This is a genomic window from Chryseobacterium sp. G0201 (assembly GCF_003815655.1).
Taxonomy (GTDB): domain Bacteria; phylum Bacteroidota; class Bacteroidia; order Flavobacteriales; family Weeksellaceae; genus Chryseobacterium.
The window spans coordinates 3,874,993-3,893,952 of the sequence record NZ_CP033917.1 but is presented as its reverse complement, the minus strand read 5'-3'; the positions used below and the strand labels follow the sequence as shown (position 1 = coordinate 3,893,952).

Annotated in this window: 18 protein-coding genes; 6 read left to right on the top strand and 12 right to left on the bottom strand. The window is 33.5% G+C overall.

Annotated features, from left to right (window positions below; genetic code table 11):
• The first annotated feature begins 122 nt into the window (after positions 1–122).
• From EG348_RS17380 to EG348_RS17355, 6 genes are read left to right on the top strand one after another with little or no spacing between them, the layout of a single operon-like run.
• Positions 123–1,598 (top strand): response regulator, encoded by a 1,476-nt coding sequence (locus EG348_RS17380; RefSeq protein WP_123984236.1) that lies wholly within the window; start codon positions 123–125, stop codon positions 1,596–1,598.
• A 5-nt stretch (positions 1,599–1,603) separates the two neighbouring features.
• Positions 1,604–5,212 (top strand): response regulator, encoded by a 3,609-nt coding sequence (locus tag EG348_RS17375; RefSeq protein ID WP_123984235.1) that lies wholly within the window; start codon positions 1,604–1,606, stop codon positions 5,210–5,212.
• 36 nt (positions 5,213–5,248) lie between these two features.
• Positions 5,249–5,593 carry a response regulator gene (locus tag EG348_RS17370; protein ID WP_317126981.1) on the top strand — a complete coding sequence of 115 codons (345 nt, stop codon included), beginning with the start codon at positions 5,249–5,251 and terminating at the stop codon, positions 5,591–5,593.
• Positions 5,594–6,424 (top strand): CheR family methyltransferase, encoded by an 831-nt coding sequence (locus EG348_RS17365; RefSeq protein ID WP_123984233.1) that lies wholly within the window; start codon positions 5,594–5,596, stop codon positions 6,422–6,424.
• 12 nt (positions 6,425–6,436) lie between these two features.
• Positions 6,437–7,009: a chemotaxis protein CheB gene (locus tag EG348_RS17360; RefSeq protein ID WP_123984232.1), complete on the top strand. Its 573-nt coding sequence runs from the start codon at positions 6,437–6,439 to the stop codon at positions 7,007–7,009.
• 34 nt (positions 7,010–7,043) lie between these two features.
• Positions 7,044–7,406, top strand: a complete 363-nt coding sequence (locus EG348_RS17355) for a response regulator (protein WP_123984231.1) — start codon at positions 7,044–7,046, stop codon at positions 7,404–7,406.
• A gap of 98 nt (positions 7,407–7,504) precedes the next feature.
• Here the strand turns inward: EG348_RS17355 and EG348_RS17350 are convergent, their stop codons facing one another.
• The 12 genes from EG348_RS17350 to EG348_RS17295 all read right to left on the bottom strand — a co-directional run bounded on the left by EG348_RS17350 (position 7,505) and on the right by EG348_RS17295 (position 18,920).
• Positions 7,505–7,792, bottom strand: a complete 288-nt coding sequence (locus EG348_RS17350; protein ID WP_123984230.1) for a hypothetical protein — start codon at positions 7,790–7,792, stop codon at positions 7,505–7,507.
• A gap of 301 nt (positions 7,793–8,093) precedes the next feature.
• Positions 8,094–9,389: a cryptochrome/photolyase family protein gene (locus EG348_RS17345; protein ID WP_123984229.1), complete on the bottom strand. Its 1,296-nt coding sequence runs from the start codon at positions 9,387–9,389 to the stop codon at positions 8,094–8,096.
• Entirely contained in the window at positions 9,376–10,071 is a 696-nt protein-coding gene (locus tag EG348_RS17340) for a lycopene cyclase domain-containing protein (protein ID WP_123984228.1), read from the bottom strand. The genes EG348_RS17345 and EG348_RS17340 overlap by 14 nt, the downstream gene beginning before the upstream one ends.
• 169 nt (positions 10,072–10,240) lie before the next feature.
• Positions 10,241–10,696: a sterol desaturase family protein gene (locus EG348_RS17335; RefSeq protein WP_123984227.1), complete on the bottom strand. Its 456-nt coding sequence runs from the start codon at positions 10,694–10,696 to the stop codon at positions 10,241–10,243.
• Positions 10,693–11,163 (bottom strand): SRPBCC family protein, encoded by a 471-nt coding sequence (locus tag EG348_RS17330; RefSeq protein ID WP_123984226.1) that lies wholly within the window; start codon positions 11,161–11,163, stop codon positions 10,693–10,695. The genes EG348_RS17335 and EG348_RS17330 overlap by 4 nt, the downstream gene beginning before the upstream one ends.
• Positions 11,164–11,172: 9 nt before the next feature.
• Complete coding sequence (locus EG348_RS17325; protein ID WP_123984225.1) at positions 11,173–12,009, bottom strand: phytoene/squalene synthase family protein; 837 nt, start codon at positions 12,007–12,009, stop codon at positions 11,173–11,175.
• A gap of 2 nt (positions 12,010–12,011) precedes the next feature.
• Complete coding sequence (locus tag EG348_RS17320; protein WP_123984224.1) at positions 12,012–13,484, bottom strand: phytoene desaturase family protein; 1,473 nt, start codon at positions 13,482–13,484, stop codon at positions 12,012–12,014.
• 2 nt (positions 13,485–13,486) lie between these two features.
• Positions 13,487–14,161, bottom strand: coding sequence for a MarR family winged helix-turn-helix transcriptional regulator (locus EG348_RS17315; RefSeq protein WP_123984223.1), 675 nt, complete (start codon positions 14,159–14,161; stop codon positions 13,487–13,489).
• A gap of 632 nt (positions 14,162–14,793) precedes the next feature.
• Entirely contained in the window at positions 14,794–15,447 is a 654-nt protein-coding gene (locus tag EG348_RS17310; RefSeq protein WP_164463320.1) for a response regulator transcription factor, read from the bottom strand.
• Complete coding sequence (locus EG348_RS17305) at positions 15,431–17,038, bottom strand: sensor histidine kinase (protein ID WP_228414772.1); 1,608 nt, start codon at positions 17,036–17,038, stop codon at positions 15,431–15,433. The genes EG348_RS17310 and EG348_RS17305 overlap by 17 nt, the downstream gene beginning before the upstream one ends.
• Positions 17,039–17,377: 339 nt before the next feature.
• Positions 17,378–17,695 carry a hypothetical protein gene (locus EG348_RS17300; protein WP_123984221.1) on the bottom strand — a complete coding sequence of 106 codons (318 nt, stop codon included), beginning with the start codon at positions 17,693–17,695 and terminating at the stop codon, positions 17,378–17,380.
• Between the two features lie 85 nt (positions 17,696–17,780).
• Positions 17,781–18,920 (bottom strand): 1-acyl-sn-glycerol-3-phosphate acyltransferase, encoded by a 1,140-nt coding sequence (locus tag EG348_RS17295; RefSeq protein ID WP_123984220.1) that lies wholly within the window; start codon positions 18,918–18,920, stop codon positions 17,781–17,783.
• Positions 18,921–18,960: the final 40 nt, after the last annotated feature.

Here is an 18,960-nt window from a genome sequence, read left to right as displayed (position 1 = left end):
ATTTAAATTTTAAAACATGTGGTATGTAAGCATAAATGGTTAAAAAAATAAATGTTTTTCGGATTTTTGTGAGTATTTTTGACACAAGAGTAAACATAATTAATTATTGATTTTTCATTCCTATGATCTTAATTGTTGATGATAACCAAAATAATCTTTATTCATTAAAAAAATTATTAGAATCTAAAGATTTTCAGGTTGATATAGCCAGTTCCGGTGAAGAAGCATTGGGAAAAGCCTTAAAAAAAGATTACGCTTTGATTATCCTTGACGTGCAAATGCCCGACATGGATGGTTTCGAAGTTGCGGAAACATTAGCCGATTACAGCAAAACCAAAGAAATTCCTATCATATTCTTATCTGCCGTTAATACTGAAAAGAAATTCATCACCCGCGGATACGCTTCTGGCGGAAAAGATTATGTAACAAAACCCATAGATCCCGAAATTCTTTTATTGAAAGTAAAAACCTTCTACAACCTTCAGGAACAGAATCTAGCGATGAAAAAAACGCAGCAAGGCCTGGAATTGGAAGTAAAAGGAAGAAGAGAATCTCAGGTCATTATGAAATCCCAGATCGATCATTTTCATTTGATGCTCGAATCTCTTCCCCAAATTGCCTTTACGCTAAATGAAGACGGAATTGTAGATTTTGTCAATAGAAAATGGCATGAATATTCAGATTCTGAACATGAATTTCCTGAAACTCATTTCGACGATCACAATATCAAAGAAGAATTTGAGCGTTGTAAAAAGAAAGGCAAAGCTCTGGAATTGGAAGTCAGAATAAAAAACATAGAATCCGGAGACTATCGTTATCACCTGCTGAGAGTTACACCCGTTTATGAAGAAAATACTATAAAGAATTGGGTAGGAACATTTACTGATATTGAAGACCAGAAAAAAGTAGAAAAAGAAAAAGACGAATTCTTAAGTATTGCCAGCCACGAGCTGAAAACCCCTCTTACAAGCATTAAAGCTTATGTTCAGTTATTGGATCGTAAGTTAAAATTAGACAAAGAAGGTGCAGAAGCTGGCTTTATGGTTAAAGTTCAGGATCAGATAGAAAAACTTAACACCCTAATTACCGACTTATTAGATGTTTCAAAAATTGAAAACGGCAAACTAAAAATAAATAGAAAACCTACTAATATTGGAAACGTTATCCAAAATGCAATCGACACCATATTACAGACACACGAAGACCGTCAGGTAAAAATCGACTGGCACGGAATGAAACCTGATATTTTAATTCCTTTGGATGAAATCCGTATCGAACAGGTTTTGATCAATTTCCTCACCAATGCCATCAAATATTCTCCACAAAATAATCAGGTGATTGTTACGACTTTCGTTGACGAAGAAGAGCAGGAAGTTAAAGTAAACATCACAGATTTCGGGATTGGTATTCCCGATTTTAAACAAGATGCCGTATTTCACAAATTTTACCGTGTAGAAGAATCATCGTTACAGTTTCAGGGAATGGGAATCGGCTTGTTCATCTGTTCCGAGATCATCAAACAACACCACGGAAACATCGGAGTATCAAGTAAAGTGGACGAAGGCTCTACATTTTATTTCACATTACCTTTAAATTAATTTTCATGCCGAAAAAAATCATAAGAAATCTTCAGTTTGGAGTTGGTTTGTCTTTATTGATCTTAATTGCAAGTTCAATTGCCTCTTTCGTAAGTATTCAGAGACAAATGGAACACAGGGAAAGCTTATCCCAGAGCCGTCGTTCGATTACGGCTGTAAAAGACGTTCTAATTGCTCTTTTAGATGCCGAAACAGGAAACAGAGGTTATCAGCTAACGGGAAAAGAAAACTTTTTAGATCCTTACAACCGCAGTTTAGTAGACTATCCCCAAGCTTTCGAAAGAGCAAAAGAGTTGGATATTAAAGATAAAAATCAGCTGGGACGTCTAAAAAAGTTAGAGCAAAACGTTAACAGCAACATCATTAATCTAAAGCATTTTGTTGAAAACAGACGAAAAGGTATCGTAATGACTCAGCAACAGCTTTTGATGAGTAAAACGTATATGGACCGATGCCGACAGATCGTCCGTGAATTCGTACAATATGAAGAAGCTCAGCTTGCTATAAAAAATAAAGATCTCAACCGCTCATCAGATATTACGGTTCTATTTATTATATTTTCTGCACTTGCAGCCATTGTTGTCACTACATTTTTCTATATAAAATTACGTTCAGACCTTATCCGAAGAGATAAACTTGAAAAACAGCTAAAAGCTAAAGATCTGGAAATCAGCAGACGTGTAAGTGCAATTCAGCAAGTGGCGAACAGGGTTGCCAACGGTGATTACAGCCAAAAAGCTTCTGATACTTCCCAGGATGATCTTGGTGATCTGGTAGGATCTCTTAATAACATGACGGATTCCTTAAAAAAATCTTTTGATGAGATCAATAAAAGCGACTGGCGTCAAAAAGGTCTTGCTATTTTAAATGAATCTTTAGTAGGAAATAAATCTGTAAATGAAGTTGCCAAAAAATCTTTACATCAACTCATTGAATACGGGAATTGTATCAACGGTTCACTATATCTTTTTGATGAAGGCGTATTAAAATTAAATACAGCTTTCGGACTGGAAGACAACATGAAAAAGACCTTTGAATTGGGAGAAGGAATGGTTGGTCAAGCCTTTGTTAACGAAAAAATACAGGTCTATAACAATCTTCACGAAGATGATTTCACCGTTACTTTTGCCAGCAGTAAAGTTACGATCTACGGAATAATATTGTTGCCGATTTTAGCAGACGGTTATACAATCGGAGTTTTAGAATTAGGATCTACTTCTAATTTTGACGAACAACGCGTTGATTATTTCGCAGAATGCAGCCGCAACATCGGAATTGCCTTGAGTGCAGCAAAAAGCCGTGAAAAAGAACAGCAATTACTTGAAGAAACTCAGGCTCAGTCTGAAGAATTACAGGTTCAGCATTCTGAATTGGAAAATCTTAATACAGAATTAGAAGCTCAGACACAAAAATTACAGGCTTCAGAAGAAGAATTAAAAGTTCAACAGGAAGAATTAATGCAGGCAAATGCCGAATTAGAAGAACGTTCAAGATTATTGGAAGACAAAAATCATCTAATCGCCGAACGCAACAACGAAATTCAGAAAAAAGTAGAAGAATTAGCCTTAAGCACAAAATACAAATCAGAATTTTTGGCAAATATGTCGCACGAACTGCGTACGCCATTGAATTCTATCCTTCTTCTTTCACGTTTAATGGCTGAAAACCCTGAGGAAAACCTAAATGAAGACCAGATAGAATCAGCGAAGGTAATTCAGAGCTCAGGAAGCAGTTTATTAACCTTAATTGATGAAATTTTAGATCTTGCCAAGATCGAATCCGGTAAAATGACCTTGGAATATGAAGATGTGATCATTGAGGAAGTTATAAAAGATTTGAAAAACTTATTCAACCCTATCCTTAAAGAAAAAGGAATTGAATTTAATATTGAAATCGATAATAATGTAGAAAAATCCATTGAAACTGACCGTTTACGAGTAGATCAGGTCATGAGAAATCTATTATCAAATGCTGCAAAATTTACAACACAAGGAAGCATTAATTTAAATATTAAAAAAGATCCCACAAATAACGATTTCATTATTTTCAGTGTAAAAGATACCGGCATCGGGATTGCGGAAGACAAGCAGAAAATCATTTTCGAGGCTTTCCAGCAGGCGGATGGCTCTACACGAAGAAAATTCGGAGGAACAGGTTTAGGTTTATCAATCAGTCGAGAAATCGCAAGATTATTGGGCGGAGAATTGTCGCTTACAAGTAAAGTGAATGAAGGAAGTGAGTTTAGTTTAATCATTCCGATCAAAGCAATCTCGGAAGCTATCCAGCCAGAAACAGATCAGCATTTGATGGAAACTATTCGTGAAGATGTAGAAGAAATTCAAAATATTCTGGAAGACGGAGAACTTCAATATGTACTTCCTGTCAACAATTTGGAAATTCCGGAAAACGTACCTGATGACCGAGATAATATCTCTGAAGGTGACAAGGTTATTTTAATTGTTGAAGATGATACCAATTTTGCAAAAGCATTATTAAAATATGCCCGTCTGCAGGATTATAAAGGAGTTGTTGCTGTAAGAGGAGATCATGCTTTACCAGCTGCAATACAGTATCATCCGGTGGCTATTTTACTGGATGTTCAGCTTCCTGTAAAAGACGGATGGCAGGTAATGGATGAGCTAAAATCAAACCCTCAGATCAAACATATTCCGGTTCATATGATGTCTGTTTTACACGTCAAAAAGGAAAGTCTGATGAAAGGCGCTATTGATTTCATCAACAAACCTGTAGCTTTAGAACAGATGACTGAGGTTTTCAGAAAGATTGAAGAAGCCTTGAAAAAATCTCCGCAAAAGGTTTTAATTGTTGAAGAAAATGCGAAACATGCAAGCGCACTCTCCTACTATCTAAGTAACTTTAATATCTCGTTATCAGTAGAAAACAATGTTGAAGATTGCGTAAAAGCTTTAACGGAAGGTAATTCCGACTGTGTGATTTTAGATATAGGAGCTGCAAAAGGAAATCAGTATCAGATCATAGAATCCATCAAAAGTTATGAAGGTCTTGAAAATCTGCCGATCATTATTTTTACCGGACATAATTTAACCCAATCAGAAGAACTGAAAATCAAACAGTATGCAGATTCTATTGTTGTAAAAACGGCACATTCTTACCAAAGAATTTTAGATGAAGTAGGGTTATTTTTGCATTTGGTTGAAGAAAAAAACAGTTCAGAAACCATTAAAAATAAAGTATTAGGATCATTAACTGAAGTTTTAAGCGGTAAAAAGATCCTGATCACCGATGATGACGTTCGTAATATTTTTTCTTTAACAAAAGCACTGGAAAAATATAAAGTAGAAGTTGTATTGGCAATGGACGGTAAGCAGGCTCTGGAAAAAATGAAGGAAACCCCCGACATTGATGTTGTGTTAATGGATATGATGATGCCCGAAATGGATGGTTATGAAACAATAAGAGAAATAAGAAAAATGCCAGCATTTATGCGTCTTCCGATTATTGCCATCACAGCAAAATCCATGATAGGTGACCGTGAAAAATGTATAGCGGCAGGAGCTTCAGATTACATCTCGAAACCAGTCGATATAGATCAGTTGGTATCTTTACTACGTGTTTGGTTATATGAAAGTTAAACAGAATAAATTCTGATGAATAAGAAAATTTTAATTGTGGACGATGATCCACGTAATATATTTGCACTTAAATTGACATTGAAGTCAAGAGGTTATCAGATTGAAAGCTCTACAATGGCGCAGGAAGCCATTGAAATTCTTCAAAAAGATGACAAGATAAATATTGTACTGATGGATATGATGATGCCGGAAATGGATGGATATCAAGCCATCAAAATAATCCGCAATACACCATCCATCAGCGGAGTAGATATTATATCTGTAACGGCGCAAGCCATGCCGGAAGACCGCCAGAAATGTCTGGATGCCGGAGCACAGGATTATGTATCGAAACCTATTGATGTTGATCAGCTGATAACTGCCATTGAAAATTTATCCTAAATGCTGGAACCAAGTATCGTAAAAGACGAAGAAGTAGAATACTTGATAAAAGATGTGTACGCCATGTACGGATACGATTTTTCCGAATATAGCAGAGCGTCTTTTAAACGCAGGGTTAATCGGATCTGTTTGATGGATAGATTCACCAGTTTTGCAGAACTGAGATACACCCTGATGAATGATCCGGAATATCTAAAACGCTTTGTAGAAGAAATTACGGTAAACGTAACAGAAATGTTCCGCGATCCTGTTTTTTTTAAAACATTGCGCGAAAAAATACTCCCACAGTTAGGAACATATCCATTGATAAGAATTTGGGTTGCAGGATGCTCAACGGGTGAAGAAGCGTATTCGATAGCTATTTTGCTTAAAGAAGCCAACCTTTACCATAAATCATTGATCTATGGAACAGACCTTAATCCTTCTGTATTGGAAACAGCAAGAGCAGGCGTTTTTCCGTTGCAGCAGATGAAATTATATTCTGAAAATTATATGTTATCGGGCGGTAAAAAAGATTTTTCAGATTATTATACCGCCAATTATGACAGTGTAAGATTTGATAAAAGTTTACAGGAAAAATTAATTTTGTCTACGCACAATTTGGTTTCAGACAGTTCATTTAACAGTTTTCAGTTGATTATCTGCCGAAATGTGCTGATCTATTTTGATCGAGGTTTGCAGGAACGTGTTTTCCGTCTTTTTGATAACAGCCTGGAGAATTTGGGCTATTTGGCTTTAGGGTCAAAAGAAACGTTAAGATTTTCTAATTTAGATAAATCTTATCATCAAGTGGAAGACCAAAAGATCTGGAAAAAGCTTGATCATCATTAAAATGCCTGTAGTATGAAAATAAAAAACACAAATACAGAATTAATAGTTATTGGAGGATCTGCAGGAAGCTTGCAGGTCATTTTAGAAATGATTAAGAACCTGAAGAATGAATTGGCTTTTCCCATCTTGCTGATCGTTCATAGAAAGGCAAACTCCACAAGCATTCTTCCTGTTTTGCTACAACAGTTTGCAGCCATGGAAGTTATTGAGATTGAAGATAAAACAGAAATTCAAAATAATAAATTATACATTGTTCCCGCAGATTATCATTTATTGTTTGAAAATAAAAAAATAATGTCTCTGGACAGTTCAGAAAAAATGAATTATTCGCGACCGTCCATTGATGTAACTTTTAAATCGGCAGCAGAAATTTATGGTGAAAACCTTATAGGAATTTTACTCTCGGGAGCCAATGCAGATGGCGTGGAAGGGTTAGGATATATTAAGAAAAACCAAGGCAAAGTATGGGTACAGGATCCCGAAACCGCCGAAGTAGATTATATGCCAAAACATGCAGTGGATGAAATTAAATATGATCTGATTATTACACCGGATAATCTGGCAAATTATATCAATCAATTATAAAAAAGAAAAAACTTAGGATTTAAATAGAACTAATATGAGTAAAAAGAAAATTTTGATTTTCGATGATGATACTGCTATTTTAGAAGTAATTACCATCATCTTTGAGGAGAACGGATATGAAGTCGAAATTTCAGAAACCTCTCATGATATTGTAGAAAAAGTGACAAAGTTTCAGCCGGATGTTATTCTTATGGACAACTGGATTCCAAGAATTGGAGGGGTTGAGGCTACCAAGCTTTTGAAAAGTCATGAAGAATTCAGGCATATCCCTGTGATCTATGTAACAGCAAACAATGATATCGTTGCTTTGGCAGAACAGGCTCAGGCTGATGATTTTGTTGCAAAACCATTTAATCTGGATGATCTGGAAGGCAAAGTTGCTAAATATTTAGGATAAAATCTTCTACAAAAATCACTCGAAAAAATAATAAAGTCCCTCACTTCATCAGTAGGGACTTTATTATTATATTACGATAGAATCGGCTTCTTTAAACTTTATTTCTTCGAATCCGAATTCTTTAAATACTCTATCTCTTTCTTCAGATCGCTAATCGTATAATTCATATGATTAAGTCCCAGAATAAGTGCCGTTAAATATACCTTTATTCGAGGATTACCTATAACCTTATCCGAAAATGTGGGAACAATTATTCTCGCTTTCGAAACAATATTTTTAGCTACAGTATATTCGTTAAAAAGATTGATATCCAAATTAAAATTCTTTCTGATACTTAAAACTAAATATTCATAGACCAAATATTTGTTTTCCTGATGATCGATCATTTTGTGAGTTTTTATATAATAGTATAAGTAATATCTATGCCATAGTTGTTTTTATTATTTTTTTTGTAGATAAAACAATTATTACATAGCCAACAGCTCATTAATTATAAACTTCAATAGAGAATACAGTAAGTTAAGTAGAATTGCGTACTTCTAAGTTATTCGCTGATCCCTTTTTAGAATACATTTGCATATCAGTTCAATGATGCAATATCAGTTATTTCAATAATTATAAATAATTTCTAAATATCAAAAAATGCACTTAAATTTCAATGTATTAAGTATATATTCACCCATATAATCATTCTACAATCAATCCTTCTTTATACGTCTTCAAAGCCCTTTCTCTAGCCAGTTTGTGATCTACAATAGGCCTGTTTAGCAAAGCGTCCTGAGGAAGCCATTTTTTGATATATTTGAGATCTTTATCAAATTTTTTAGTCTGTTCTTCCGGGTTGAAGATTCTGAAATACGGTGCAGCATCGCAACCGCAACCTGCTGCCCACTGCCAGTTTCCATTGTTGGCAGAAAGATCATAATCTAACAGTTTTTCGGCAAAATACGCCTCGCCCCATCTCCAATCGATCAATAAATGTTTAGTCAGAAAGCTCGCGACAACCATTCTTACTCGATTATGCATAAAACCGGTCTCATTCAACTGTCGCATTCCTGCATCTACAATGGGATAGCCTGTATTTCCTTCGCACCACGCTTTGAATTCATCTTCATTATTTCGCCATTGGATATTTTCATATTTCTTTTTAAAACATTGAGTCACAACATGCGGGAAATGAAATAAAATCTGCATGAAAAATTCTCTCCATATCAATTCACTTAGCCAAGTTTCATTATGTTTTTGGGCAAACTTCACACATTTTCTCACAGAAATAGTTCCAAATCTCAATGCAATCCCCAAATGAGTTGTATGATCCAACGCCGGGAAATCACGGTTTTTATCATACGAATCTATAATTTTTGAATCTAAAGAAGGTTGTGAAAATTCAAAGCCTGTCTTTTCAAATCCTATTTCTTTAAGGCTTAGAATATCTTCATGAGTTTTTACAGCGAGGAAGTTTTTAAAATTAATATCAAAGTTTTCAATCTTAATTTTGTTGATATGTTCTTTCCATTTTTTGGAATACGGCGTAAAAACGGTGTAGGGAGTCTGGTCACTTTTCAGAATATCATTTCCTTCAAAAATAACCTGATCTTTATGATGCGAAAACTTTATATCTTTTTTAGCTAGAAAATCAGCTATTTCTTGATCTCTTTTGATGGCTTGTGGCTCGTAATCTCGGTTACAGAAAACAGTATCAATCTCAAATTCCTGCGTCAGTTTTTCGAAGATATCTGAAGGTTTTCCGTAAAATATTTTTAAGCCAGTTCCATGTTCTTTTAATTCCTGATTGATTTTTTCTAAAGCCTGATGAATATAGTCTACCCTTTTATCCTTCTTGTCATTTAATTGATCTAAAATCTCACGGTCGAAAATAAAGATAGGAAGAACTTTTGCGTCTGATTGTAAAGCCTCATGTAAACCACAATTGTCTTCCAACCTCAAATCTCTTCTGAACCAGAATATATTAATTTTGCTCATCTTCTTTTTTAAATTTTTTGAATAAAAACAGATTCCATAATATCATTTCATAACCATACGCCGTATCTTCTAATGGAATGGTCAACATTCTTATTCCCATAAAATTTTGAGGATTATAATTCACGATTGGAGATTCCAGTCCGGTTCCTGTCAGTATTCCATTTACTGCTAAAAACCCTGGCATTAAAATCAAATAGATGAAAGATGCTTTGCCTATCCATCGTGCTTTCAATACAAAATATAGCACAAACATGCTTACTGCAGTTGTAAGAAATGTCATGAATGTATAGATCTTATCATGAAAATAAACCGCAATGATTAAAGCTAAAATAATGCTGATGATGACAAATATTTTCTCGGGAAGCGGTTTCCAGTCTAGTTTAAAGAATTTATCCAGACAGAAATAGGTAAAAACACATGAGAAAGGAATACAAATAAAGAATAATATTTCTTCAATCGGTAAGTTTAAAACTCTGATTCCCAAAAGATAATGATCGTTAAACCACCACACTCCTATTTTCGTAAACCATGCATCCCAAATAATAAACACCAAAGCCACCAAAAATGAAGCAGAGAAAAAAGCACCAAAATGCCTGTTGAATTTTATCTTATGATGAAATGAAAAAATAAAACAGATGAATACCGTAAAGAAATTGATTAACAGATAGGTATAGTGATGCATTTTTTTAACTTATTTATTAAATTCTGTTTTTATACTAATAGTTTTTAACGCAAAGCCCGCAAAGTTTTTTTACTACTAACCGTTTTTAAAGTTCGCAAAGGCGTTCTACTCAGCTAAGGTCACAAAGTTTTATCAATGAATTTTGATGATATGAAATTATAGATTATCATCATTTATTTCTATTAAAATACATTTTAAAATATTTAACCGGCACCCATAAAAATCCAAAGCACTCTCCTCTTTCCTTTCCTGTATGTTTATGGTGCTGCTTATGTGCTCGCCTGATCGACAATAAATACGGGTTTTTTGTATCTCTTAAAAATTTTATCCTTTGATGAATGAAAATATCATGAACAAAAAAATACGCCATTCCGTACAAAGCAATTCCGACAGCAATATAAAAGTAGATGTTGTAATTATTAACCGTTCCGTAGTACATCAAAGCAATGGTTGGAAGGGCAAAAATCAGGAAAAAGTAATCGTTTTTTTCTACATGACCTTCATTACTGTGATCGTGATGATCTCTGTGAAGCGACCATAAAAAGCCGTGCATGACGTATTTGTGGATCAGCCACGTCATGCCTTCCATGATGAAAAATGTACTTATGACAATCAGAAAATTCATGATTCCTGTTTATTGTTAAACATTTTGTCTAAAACTTTATTCCGATAGCTGAAAATATGTTCCAGCTTACTTTTCACAAAAAGTTTGTGAGCAATTTCTCCTAAAAATCCCATTGGAAGTTCGTAGTCCACTGTATCTTTCATTAAAACTCCTTTCTCATTAGGAATAAATTCATGAAAATGATTCCACAATTTGTACGGCCCTTTTTGCTGATAATCGGTGAAACTTTTTTGAAAATCAACCTGTTTGATTTCTGTTGTCCAATTCATTTTAATGCCCAACAAAGGCGAAACATGGTAATCAATGATCATTCCTTTATAAATTTCGTCGTCATCTGTTTTAGTGAGAACAACAAATTTCATGTCTTTCGGAGTGATTTTAGAGAGATTATTGGCAGAGGAAAAAAACTTCCATGCTGTTGCTATATCACAATTCAATTGCTGTTCTTTATAAAGTCTGTGTATCATGATAATTTTTTATAAAAATGAAGTTTTATACTGTAAATAACTGCTCATCATTAAAGAGATCTTTTTACTGTTTGAGATTCTTATCCTTTTATTAATGATCTTGTGAGCCGAAGTTCTTTTGATCTTTCTGAAAAGTGAAATATAATAACGGTAAGCCAAATACACACCAAATCTTGCCGAACTTGGAAGTTTTTTAATTCCGATCAAGGCTTCATTAAATTCTTTTTCAATGTCTTTTTCAATATCGGCTTTAATTTTATTATCGAATAGAGTAATATCTACATCCGGAAAATAAGTTCGTCCCAAGATCTGATAATCATCCTTCATATCTCTTAAAAAATTAACCTTCTGAAAAGCGGATCCCAATTTCATGGCAAAAGGTTTAAGTCTTTCAAATTCAGAAATATCCCCTTCAACAAATATCTGAAGACACATTAAACCCACCACTTCTGCAGAGCCTAAAATATATTGTTTATAAAGATCTGAATTATAATCTACTTTCTGAAGATCCATCTGCATACTATCCAAAAACTGATTGATCAATTTCTTATCAATATCAAACCGGTTAACGGTGTCCTGGAACGATTGTAAAATAGGGTTTAACGAAATTCCATCCTCCAAAGCCTGATATGTTTCTTCCCTGAACTTTGTAAGCAGTTTTCCTTTATCATACCCATGAAAACTGTCTACAATTTCATCAGCCAGACGTACGTATCCATACACCGCATAAATTGGGTTCCTGATTTTTGGTGATAATGCCAAAATACCCAAAGAAAAGCTCGTGCTGTACTGTTTGGTTGTTTCTTTACTTACCCGATAAGAAAGTTCATCAAATAATTTTTTCATAGTTAATTCGTTTTGGTGGCTTCGATGGCTGCAATTTTCCCTGAAATAATCGACGGCGGAACACCGGGTCCCGGAACGGTAAGTTGTCCGGTATAAAATAGATTTTTCAATTTTTTGTTCCTGAGCGACGGTTTCAAAACTGCGGTTTGTGATAAGGTGTTGGCAAGTCCGTAAGCATTGCCTTCATAAGCATTATAATCTTCTTTAAAATCTTTAATGCAATAGCTTTTTTTATAATCGATTTTTGATAATAAATTGGTAACTCCTGTATGTTTTTCAAGCCTTACAATCATTTCAAGAAAGTATTTTTCTCTTTCCATTTCAGAGTCTTCTATTCCTGTAGCAACAGGCATCAGAAGAAATACATTTTCGCAATGTTCCGGTGCTACATTCGGATCTGTTTTTGAGGGGCAACAAGCATAAAATAATGGTTTCGTAGGCCATTTTTTATCGTCATAAATTTCTGTGGTGTGAAGGTCAAGATCATTTTCAAAAAACAGGGTGTGATGTCTAAGATTGGGGATTTTTTCTTTAAAACCTAAATAATAAATCAGGCAGGAAGGCGCAAAAGTGAGCTTTTTCCAGTATGATTCTTTATAATTTCTGAATTCCTCGGGCAATAATTCACTTTCCGTATGATGGTAATCTGAGGAAGCAATGATTGTATCAAAATCGATTTCCTTTCCATTAATCAACAGAGAAGAAACTTTGTTATTTTTAACAATAATTTTTTCTACATTGGCATTAAAATGAAAATTCACGCCTTGATTTTCTGCAACGATTTTCATCGCTTCAATTACTTTTGAAAAACCTCCCATCGGATACCAGGTTCCCAGTTTATATCCGCCATAATTCATTAAACTGTATAATGCAGGAATATCTTTTGGTGCTGCGCCGAGAAAAATTACGGGAAATTCCATTAATGTGATCAACTTCGGATCTTTGAAATATTTTCTTACAAATTTTTTAAAATTGGTTAAAAGATCAAGCTTTAATGCGCTTTTTGCTATTTTTGGAGACACGAATTCAAACCAGGAATGACAGGGTTTATTTACAAATTCCTTCATTCCCACTTCATATTTATATCGGGCATCTTCCATGAATTCATCCAGCTTTTTACCGGATCCTTTTTCTGTTTTTTCAAACAAATCCCGCATTTCGGTATAGCTGTGAGGGATATTCATTTTACTTTCTGAAAATACCATTTCAAACTGAGGATCAAGCGGTAGTAGCTGAAAAAAATCGGACGTTTTTTTACCGAAATCTTCAAAAAAAGACTCTATAATATCCGGCATCCAATACCAGCTTGGACCCATATCGAAAGTGTAACCATTATCTGTAACAAATTTTCTGGCTCTACCACCTGCTTCACTGTTTTTTTCAAAGACATGAACTTCATGACCTTCTTTTGCAGAATATGCAGCAGCCGACAATCCCGAAAATCCTGAACCAATGATGGCTATTTTCTTTCTCATCTTTAATTTTTTTCAAATGAATATTCCTGATAAACAGTGCTGATAAGCTCTTTATTGTCTATATTTCGATTAAAAATGGGATAGTGAAATTTATCTAATTTGTTCAGGATACGAATAAGCTCCATTTTTTCAGAATAATTTAGATTACCCGATACAATATTTGTTGCGCTTCGGATCTTTTTCATTTGAATTTCCAGTGCTTCAATTCCCTGATCTGTAATTTTTATAAGTTTCGTTCTTTTGTCATCATTCGAATCTGTCTGATTCACCCAACCTTGCTTAATCAATCTATTGATGATAAGCATTCCTACGGGTTTTTCTTGAATATTTTTTTTGATGAGTTCCATTTTGGTCATTTCACCCATTGCTTTCAAATTGATCAGATAAATAAAATCTTCCTGCGTGGCAAAATCAGAGCCAGAAATAGCTGATTTAGAATATGTTTTTGCATATCTGTTAAGGTGAACCAATAAGGTACTAATCGCACTTTCAGGACTTCTGCCACTTTCTTTACCTTCCCAGTAAGGAGCATCAGCATTATCATTATTAGTCATAGATTCTTTATTATAGATCCAAGATTTGAATCCATCAACATCAGAAGAATACTGAGAATTTTTGTTTTCAGATTCAAATTGCTCCAGTAATCCTACAACATCTTTGACAAGTGAGAAGTTCATAATAATAAAATTAGAATACAAATATACTAAAATACATGTTTAATAATGTATTTATAAACTAAATTTAATTGCTTTTTTAAACCTTCTTTAGAATTAATTTTTCATCAGTTCTTTTGTCTTGAAACAAAAAAACCTGCTAATCTTATGATTAACAGGTTTTTTCAAAGTTAACTCCACGAAAAAAGGAGACTTTCGCCTCCTTTTTTTACTGTATACTAACCTTAGATGACCATCTCACTTCTTTATATAATCTTTGTGTTTTTTTAATAAATCAGTTTTCAAGAAGGCGGTTAAAGGTTATCATATACCCTATTTAATTTCATCACTTGCTCGATAATTTAATCTCATCACTTGTGCTCGAATATAATTCAAGTTTATTATTTGTGTCGAAATTTATTTGTGTTTAAAAAATTTACTTTTCTGAAAGTTTTTGAATTAAACTTAAAAGCTTAAAAAGCGTTTTTAATTAATATTCGCCGTTTTCGTTTAGTAAATTTCTCTGGTACAAAGTAACAACATTGGTGAGTAAAGTTTTCTATAAAACACATCGATATATATCGATAAAGCTCTAGATATTTATCGATAAAATTACTTTTAAGAGTAAAGAAAGTGGAGAATGGACTGTTGAAATCCTATATTTTGTGATGGGTCTTGATGATATCAATGAGCTCAACAAGGTTTTCTATTTTTAATTTATCAAAAATATTTTTTTTGATCGTGCTTACGGTATTTTGCTTAATATCAAGATTATTTGCAATTTCCAGGTTGCCATATCCGTCTGCGTACATTTCTGCGATCTGTAATTCTCTTTTCGTTAAGCTATGAAGAGGATTCACAGAATTCGGATTATTAGCAAATTGCACTAACAAATTCTGTGAAACTGCCGAAATATATTCACCTTTATTCACAATGCTTATAATAGCTTTTTGTACATCTTCTTCTTCGCTTAATTTGCTAAGATAACCGTTGGCTCCGGCATTGATGAATTTCAGTGCATGCAACTGTTCTTCAAGACCCGAGAATATCAGAATTTTAATATCAGGTTTTGCATTTTTGATATCAGATAAAATATGAATGCTGTTTCCGTCCGGAAAATGAGCATCAATGATCGCTATTTCTATCTCTTTTGACTTCACTTCTTCTACAACCTGAAGCAAGGAAGAAGTTTGATGAATTATAGAATTTGGAAAAATTTCGTTGATCGTAAGCGCCATTCCGTGTCGCACGATACTGTGATCGTCTGCTAAAAGGAAGGTAATTTCTCTATTTTCAATTGGTAATTCCATCTTTATTCATATTTAAATTGATCCTGAATGTCACTTTTGTTCCCTCTCGTAATTTGCTTGAGATAGATATTTCACCATTGAAAAGTCCTATAATTTCCTTGCACAAGTTCAACCCAAGTCCCGCACCAAGATTGTCGATCTCATTAGAAACCATCCCCTGATAATAGGGTTCAAAAATATTTTTCAGGTCAGATTCTGATATTCCGGCACCAGTATCTCCTACTGTTGTTAATAGTGAAACTCTGTTTTCATCGATCACTTCGGTTGACATTGTAAGATCGATCTGTCCGTTTTCTGTGAATTTATTGGCATTTCCCAGAATGTTCATGAAAATCTGGTTAATTTTTATATTGTCTGAATACACGACCATATCTGCAGGTATGCTGTCGTTTACGACAAATTTATTATTTCTTGTTTCTAAATAGGGCGTGATGGCCATTACAATAGAATTGATCTCATCTTTAAGATTAAAAACATTCATTACTAATCTTTGATCAGCGTCCTGATTTTTTGTGTATTCCAAGATCTGGTTAGATTGTATCAGCAAAGTGCTGTTGGTGAATTTTATAGATTTAAGATACTCTTTTATAGTCTCATCTTTTGTCGTTCTGTTGATTTTATCAATGAAAATATTGATGATTTTTAAAGGAGATCTTAATTCATGGCTCAGCATTCCCAAGATTCTGTTTTTGAAATTAAGGTTGTTTTTAATTTCTTTATTGGCAGCATTAAGCTTCCATTCGTAGATAAATGCAACTCTTGTAAAATACATGATCAAAATTGATACAATGAACATCAGGATCATTAATCCCAGCACCAAATAAGTTCGGATCTCATTATTAATCAACTTCTGTTTGTTGTACTCTTTTTCCAGATCAGATTTAAATTCTTTGATCGCATTTCCATAGATATCGATCAATCCGTTGCTATAGATGAGTAATTTATTAAAACTACCGTAAAACTGCCTGCTATCGTGCTGATCTTTAACTGTAGACAACTGGATCTTCTTAATTTCAGTTGTATAATGCTTTTCCATAGACTTTATGGCATCCTTCATTTCGGATTTTAATGTAGAGAGATCAGCAGCTTTTTTATTCTTTAAAGTAATCACTGTACTTTCTTTTTGTACATCAACTTTACCCGCGATTGCATCTCGTAAACGTCCTACAAACCCTTTTTTCTTTATCGTGTCAGAGTAAGTACGTGTCTCAATATCAATATCATCAAAATTATTTTTGCCTTTAAATTTTTCAATATTATAGTTTTTATCTTCAATCTTTGGAGGAGGATTTTGAGAATACTTATATACGGAATCTATCAATGTCTTTAGGTTCGTAATTTTCAGAGTATCTTTTTTCTTTAGATTAAATTTACTTTTCAGCTTTGGAGCTATGCTTTCGTTTTCATTAATCTTATCGAAATTATTTTTAAGCTTTGTAAGAGATTCAAAGTATAATTTTAAGTCTTTGTCATCCTCACTAATCATATATCTCTGAAGATGATTTTGGGCATCCATGAAATCTTTTCTCGAATTGTTGGTTATCCCCTCCAATTCACGACTTTCCTTCAATTGATTCTCAATAAATTTCATTTTTTTCTCATTGATAAATTCATTATAAAAAAACACAGCAATAATAACCTGTATTAGTAAAATACACAGGATCAATGAGTAATGAACAATTTTCCTCAACTTAAAATTTAAGAATTTATATTTCATATCTATTTATCAGCTAAATTAATTTCACCAAATACTTAAATTTGTTTGATATTGATTTTAATCATAATAATATTTTTTCCAAAAAACATAGTAATTGGTGTATATCATTCAAATCACAAAGTTAAAGTAATTTTTGTCTTTTTATAATAGTAAATATCAGACAAATGCGCAAAATTAAATTCTACTTTATATGAAAATAATTATATAAAATATTTATTGGTGACGATTTCCTTTTTGATGATAAGTAATATTTTTATTCTGATTACTATTAGAATAATTTACTGAGTTTTCCTCATAATAACTATTTGAAGAATGATTTTCGTTCTCAGCTTCTAATGTGTTAAAACGTAGGCGTTTTCCGTTTTTATAAAATTGATTATCAAATGTTCTGTAAGTTTGATTCTCTTTATAGGTATTTCCATCTGGTGCAGTGAATATTTTTAATCTTTCACGTCTTTTTCTTTTAAGATTAAGAAGAACTAAAGTTCCTGTTGCGATTAATCCTAATGCTAATTTTATTTTATTATTCATATCAAAAATTTGCTTTGAAATAAACAAATAGCCTGCCATTAAAAATGAATAATTTGTGTTAATACCTTATGGATACCACATTTTTTTACATCAAAAGGTTGTTATGGTATTTAATTTTATTAATTACCGGATTAGCATACATCGCCAGGAAACTTTTTTTCATATCTGCATCAGAAATATCGATACGCATTTCCATTCTTCTCTCAAACAGCATTTTTTCATTTTCTGAATAATTTTCTGAATACTGCTCTGTTTGATGAAGCAAATCATAAGCAATAAAATTGGTAGGCCAAAGCTTATAATTCTGTATGATAGAATCGTCGATGATCTGTGAAACCGCCTGTAACTGTTTATTTTTGTTTTCTATTTTCGATACAATATCATCAAATTCAGTATCCAAAACATCACCGGCGTGTATATGAATATGTTTTTTTTGCCCTAATACTCCACTCAGCATCGTTTTAAAATCTTCACCCGGATTCTTAACATATTCCTCGTTTCTTGATTTTGCCATTAGATGTGGCATTTTAAGAACATCCGTAGGATCATACTCGTATGAAATAGATAACGGAACAATTTTCAATGTTTTAAAGAAATCGGTTAAGGATTGATCTCCTGGCATTGCGAGCATTTTCAACACACCCTGCTGAGTAGCATCGTTACCATCTTTGGTACGGCCTTCACGTTGTGCAATCCAGACAGAACGGTTTTCTTTGGTTAATAAATCATAAATATATTCGGACATGATCTTTGAACTGTTCAATTGCTCACGAAGAGAAAGACCTCTCTGAACCAAAAAGTTACGGTTTAGTTTCGCCAGTACGTGCAGAAATGTCTTCTGAACAAGATTATCTCCAATTGCAGAAGAAGTCATAATTAATCCGCGATCCAACAGCACCAAATTAAGCAGACACGTATCCAAAACAATATCTCTGTGATTGGATATGAATAAATAGGATACATTTTTATCCAAATGATCAAATCCCGAGGTCGTTAAGCCCTCAGAACTCTGTTTAAGGATCTGACGAACGGTCTGTGATATAAATTGATGCTGGAAATCACTTATGGAATGAATATTTTTAAACTGTTCAATCCAAAATTTTTCATCTTTATCAGGAAAAGTAAAATTCATTAACGCCTTCATCATCGGGTGCCTTGCAATACTTAGCAGAGCATCGTTCACTTCATGGTCATAAAAAGGCCTTATATCATCAAACTTCGTCATATCATTATTTAAAATTACGTTTTGCAAAAGAACAAAAAAT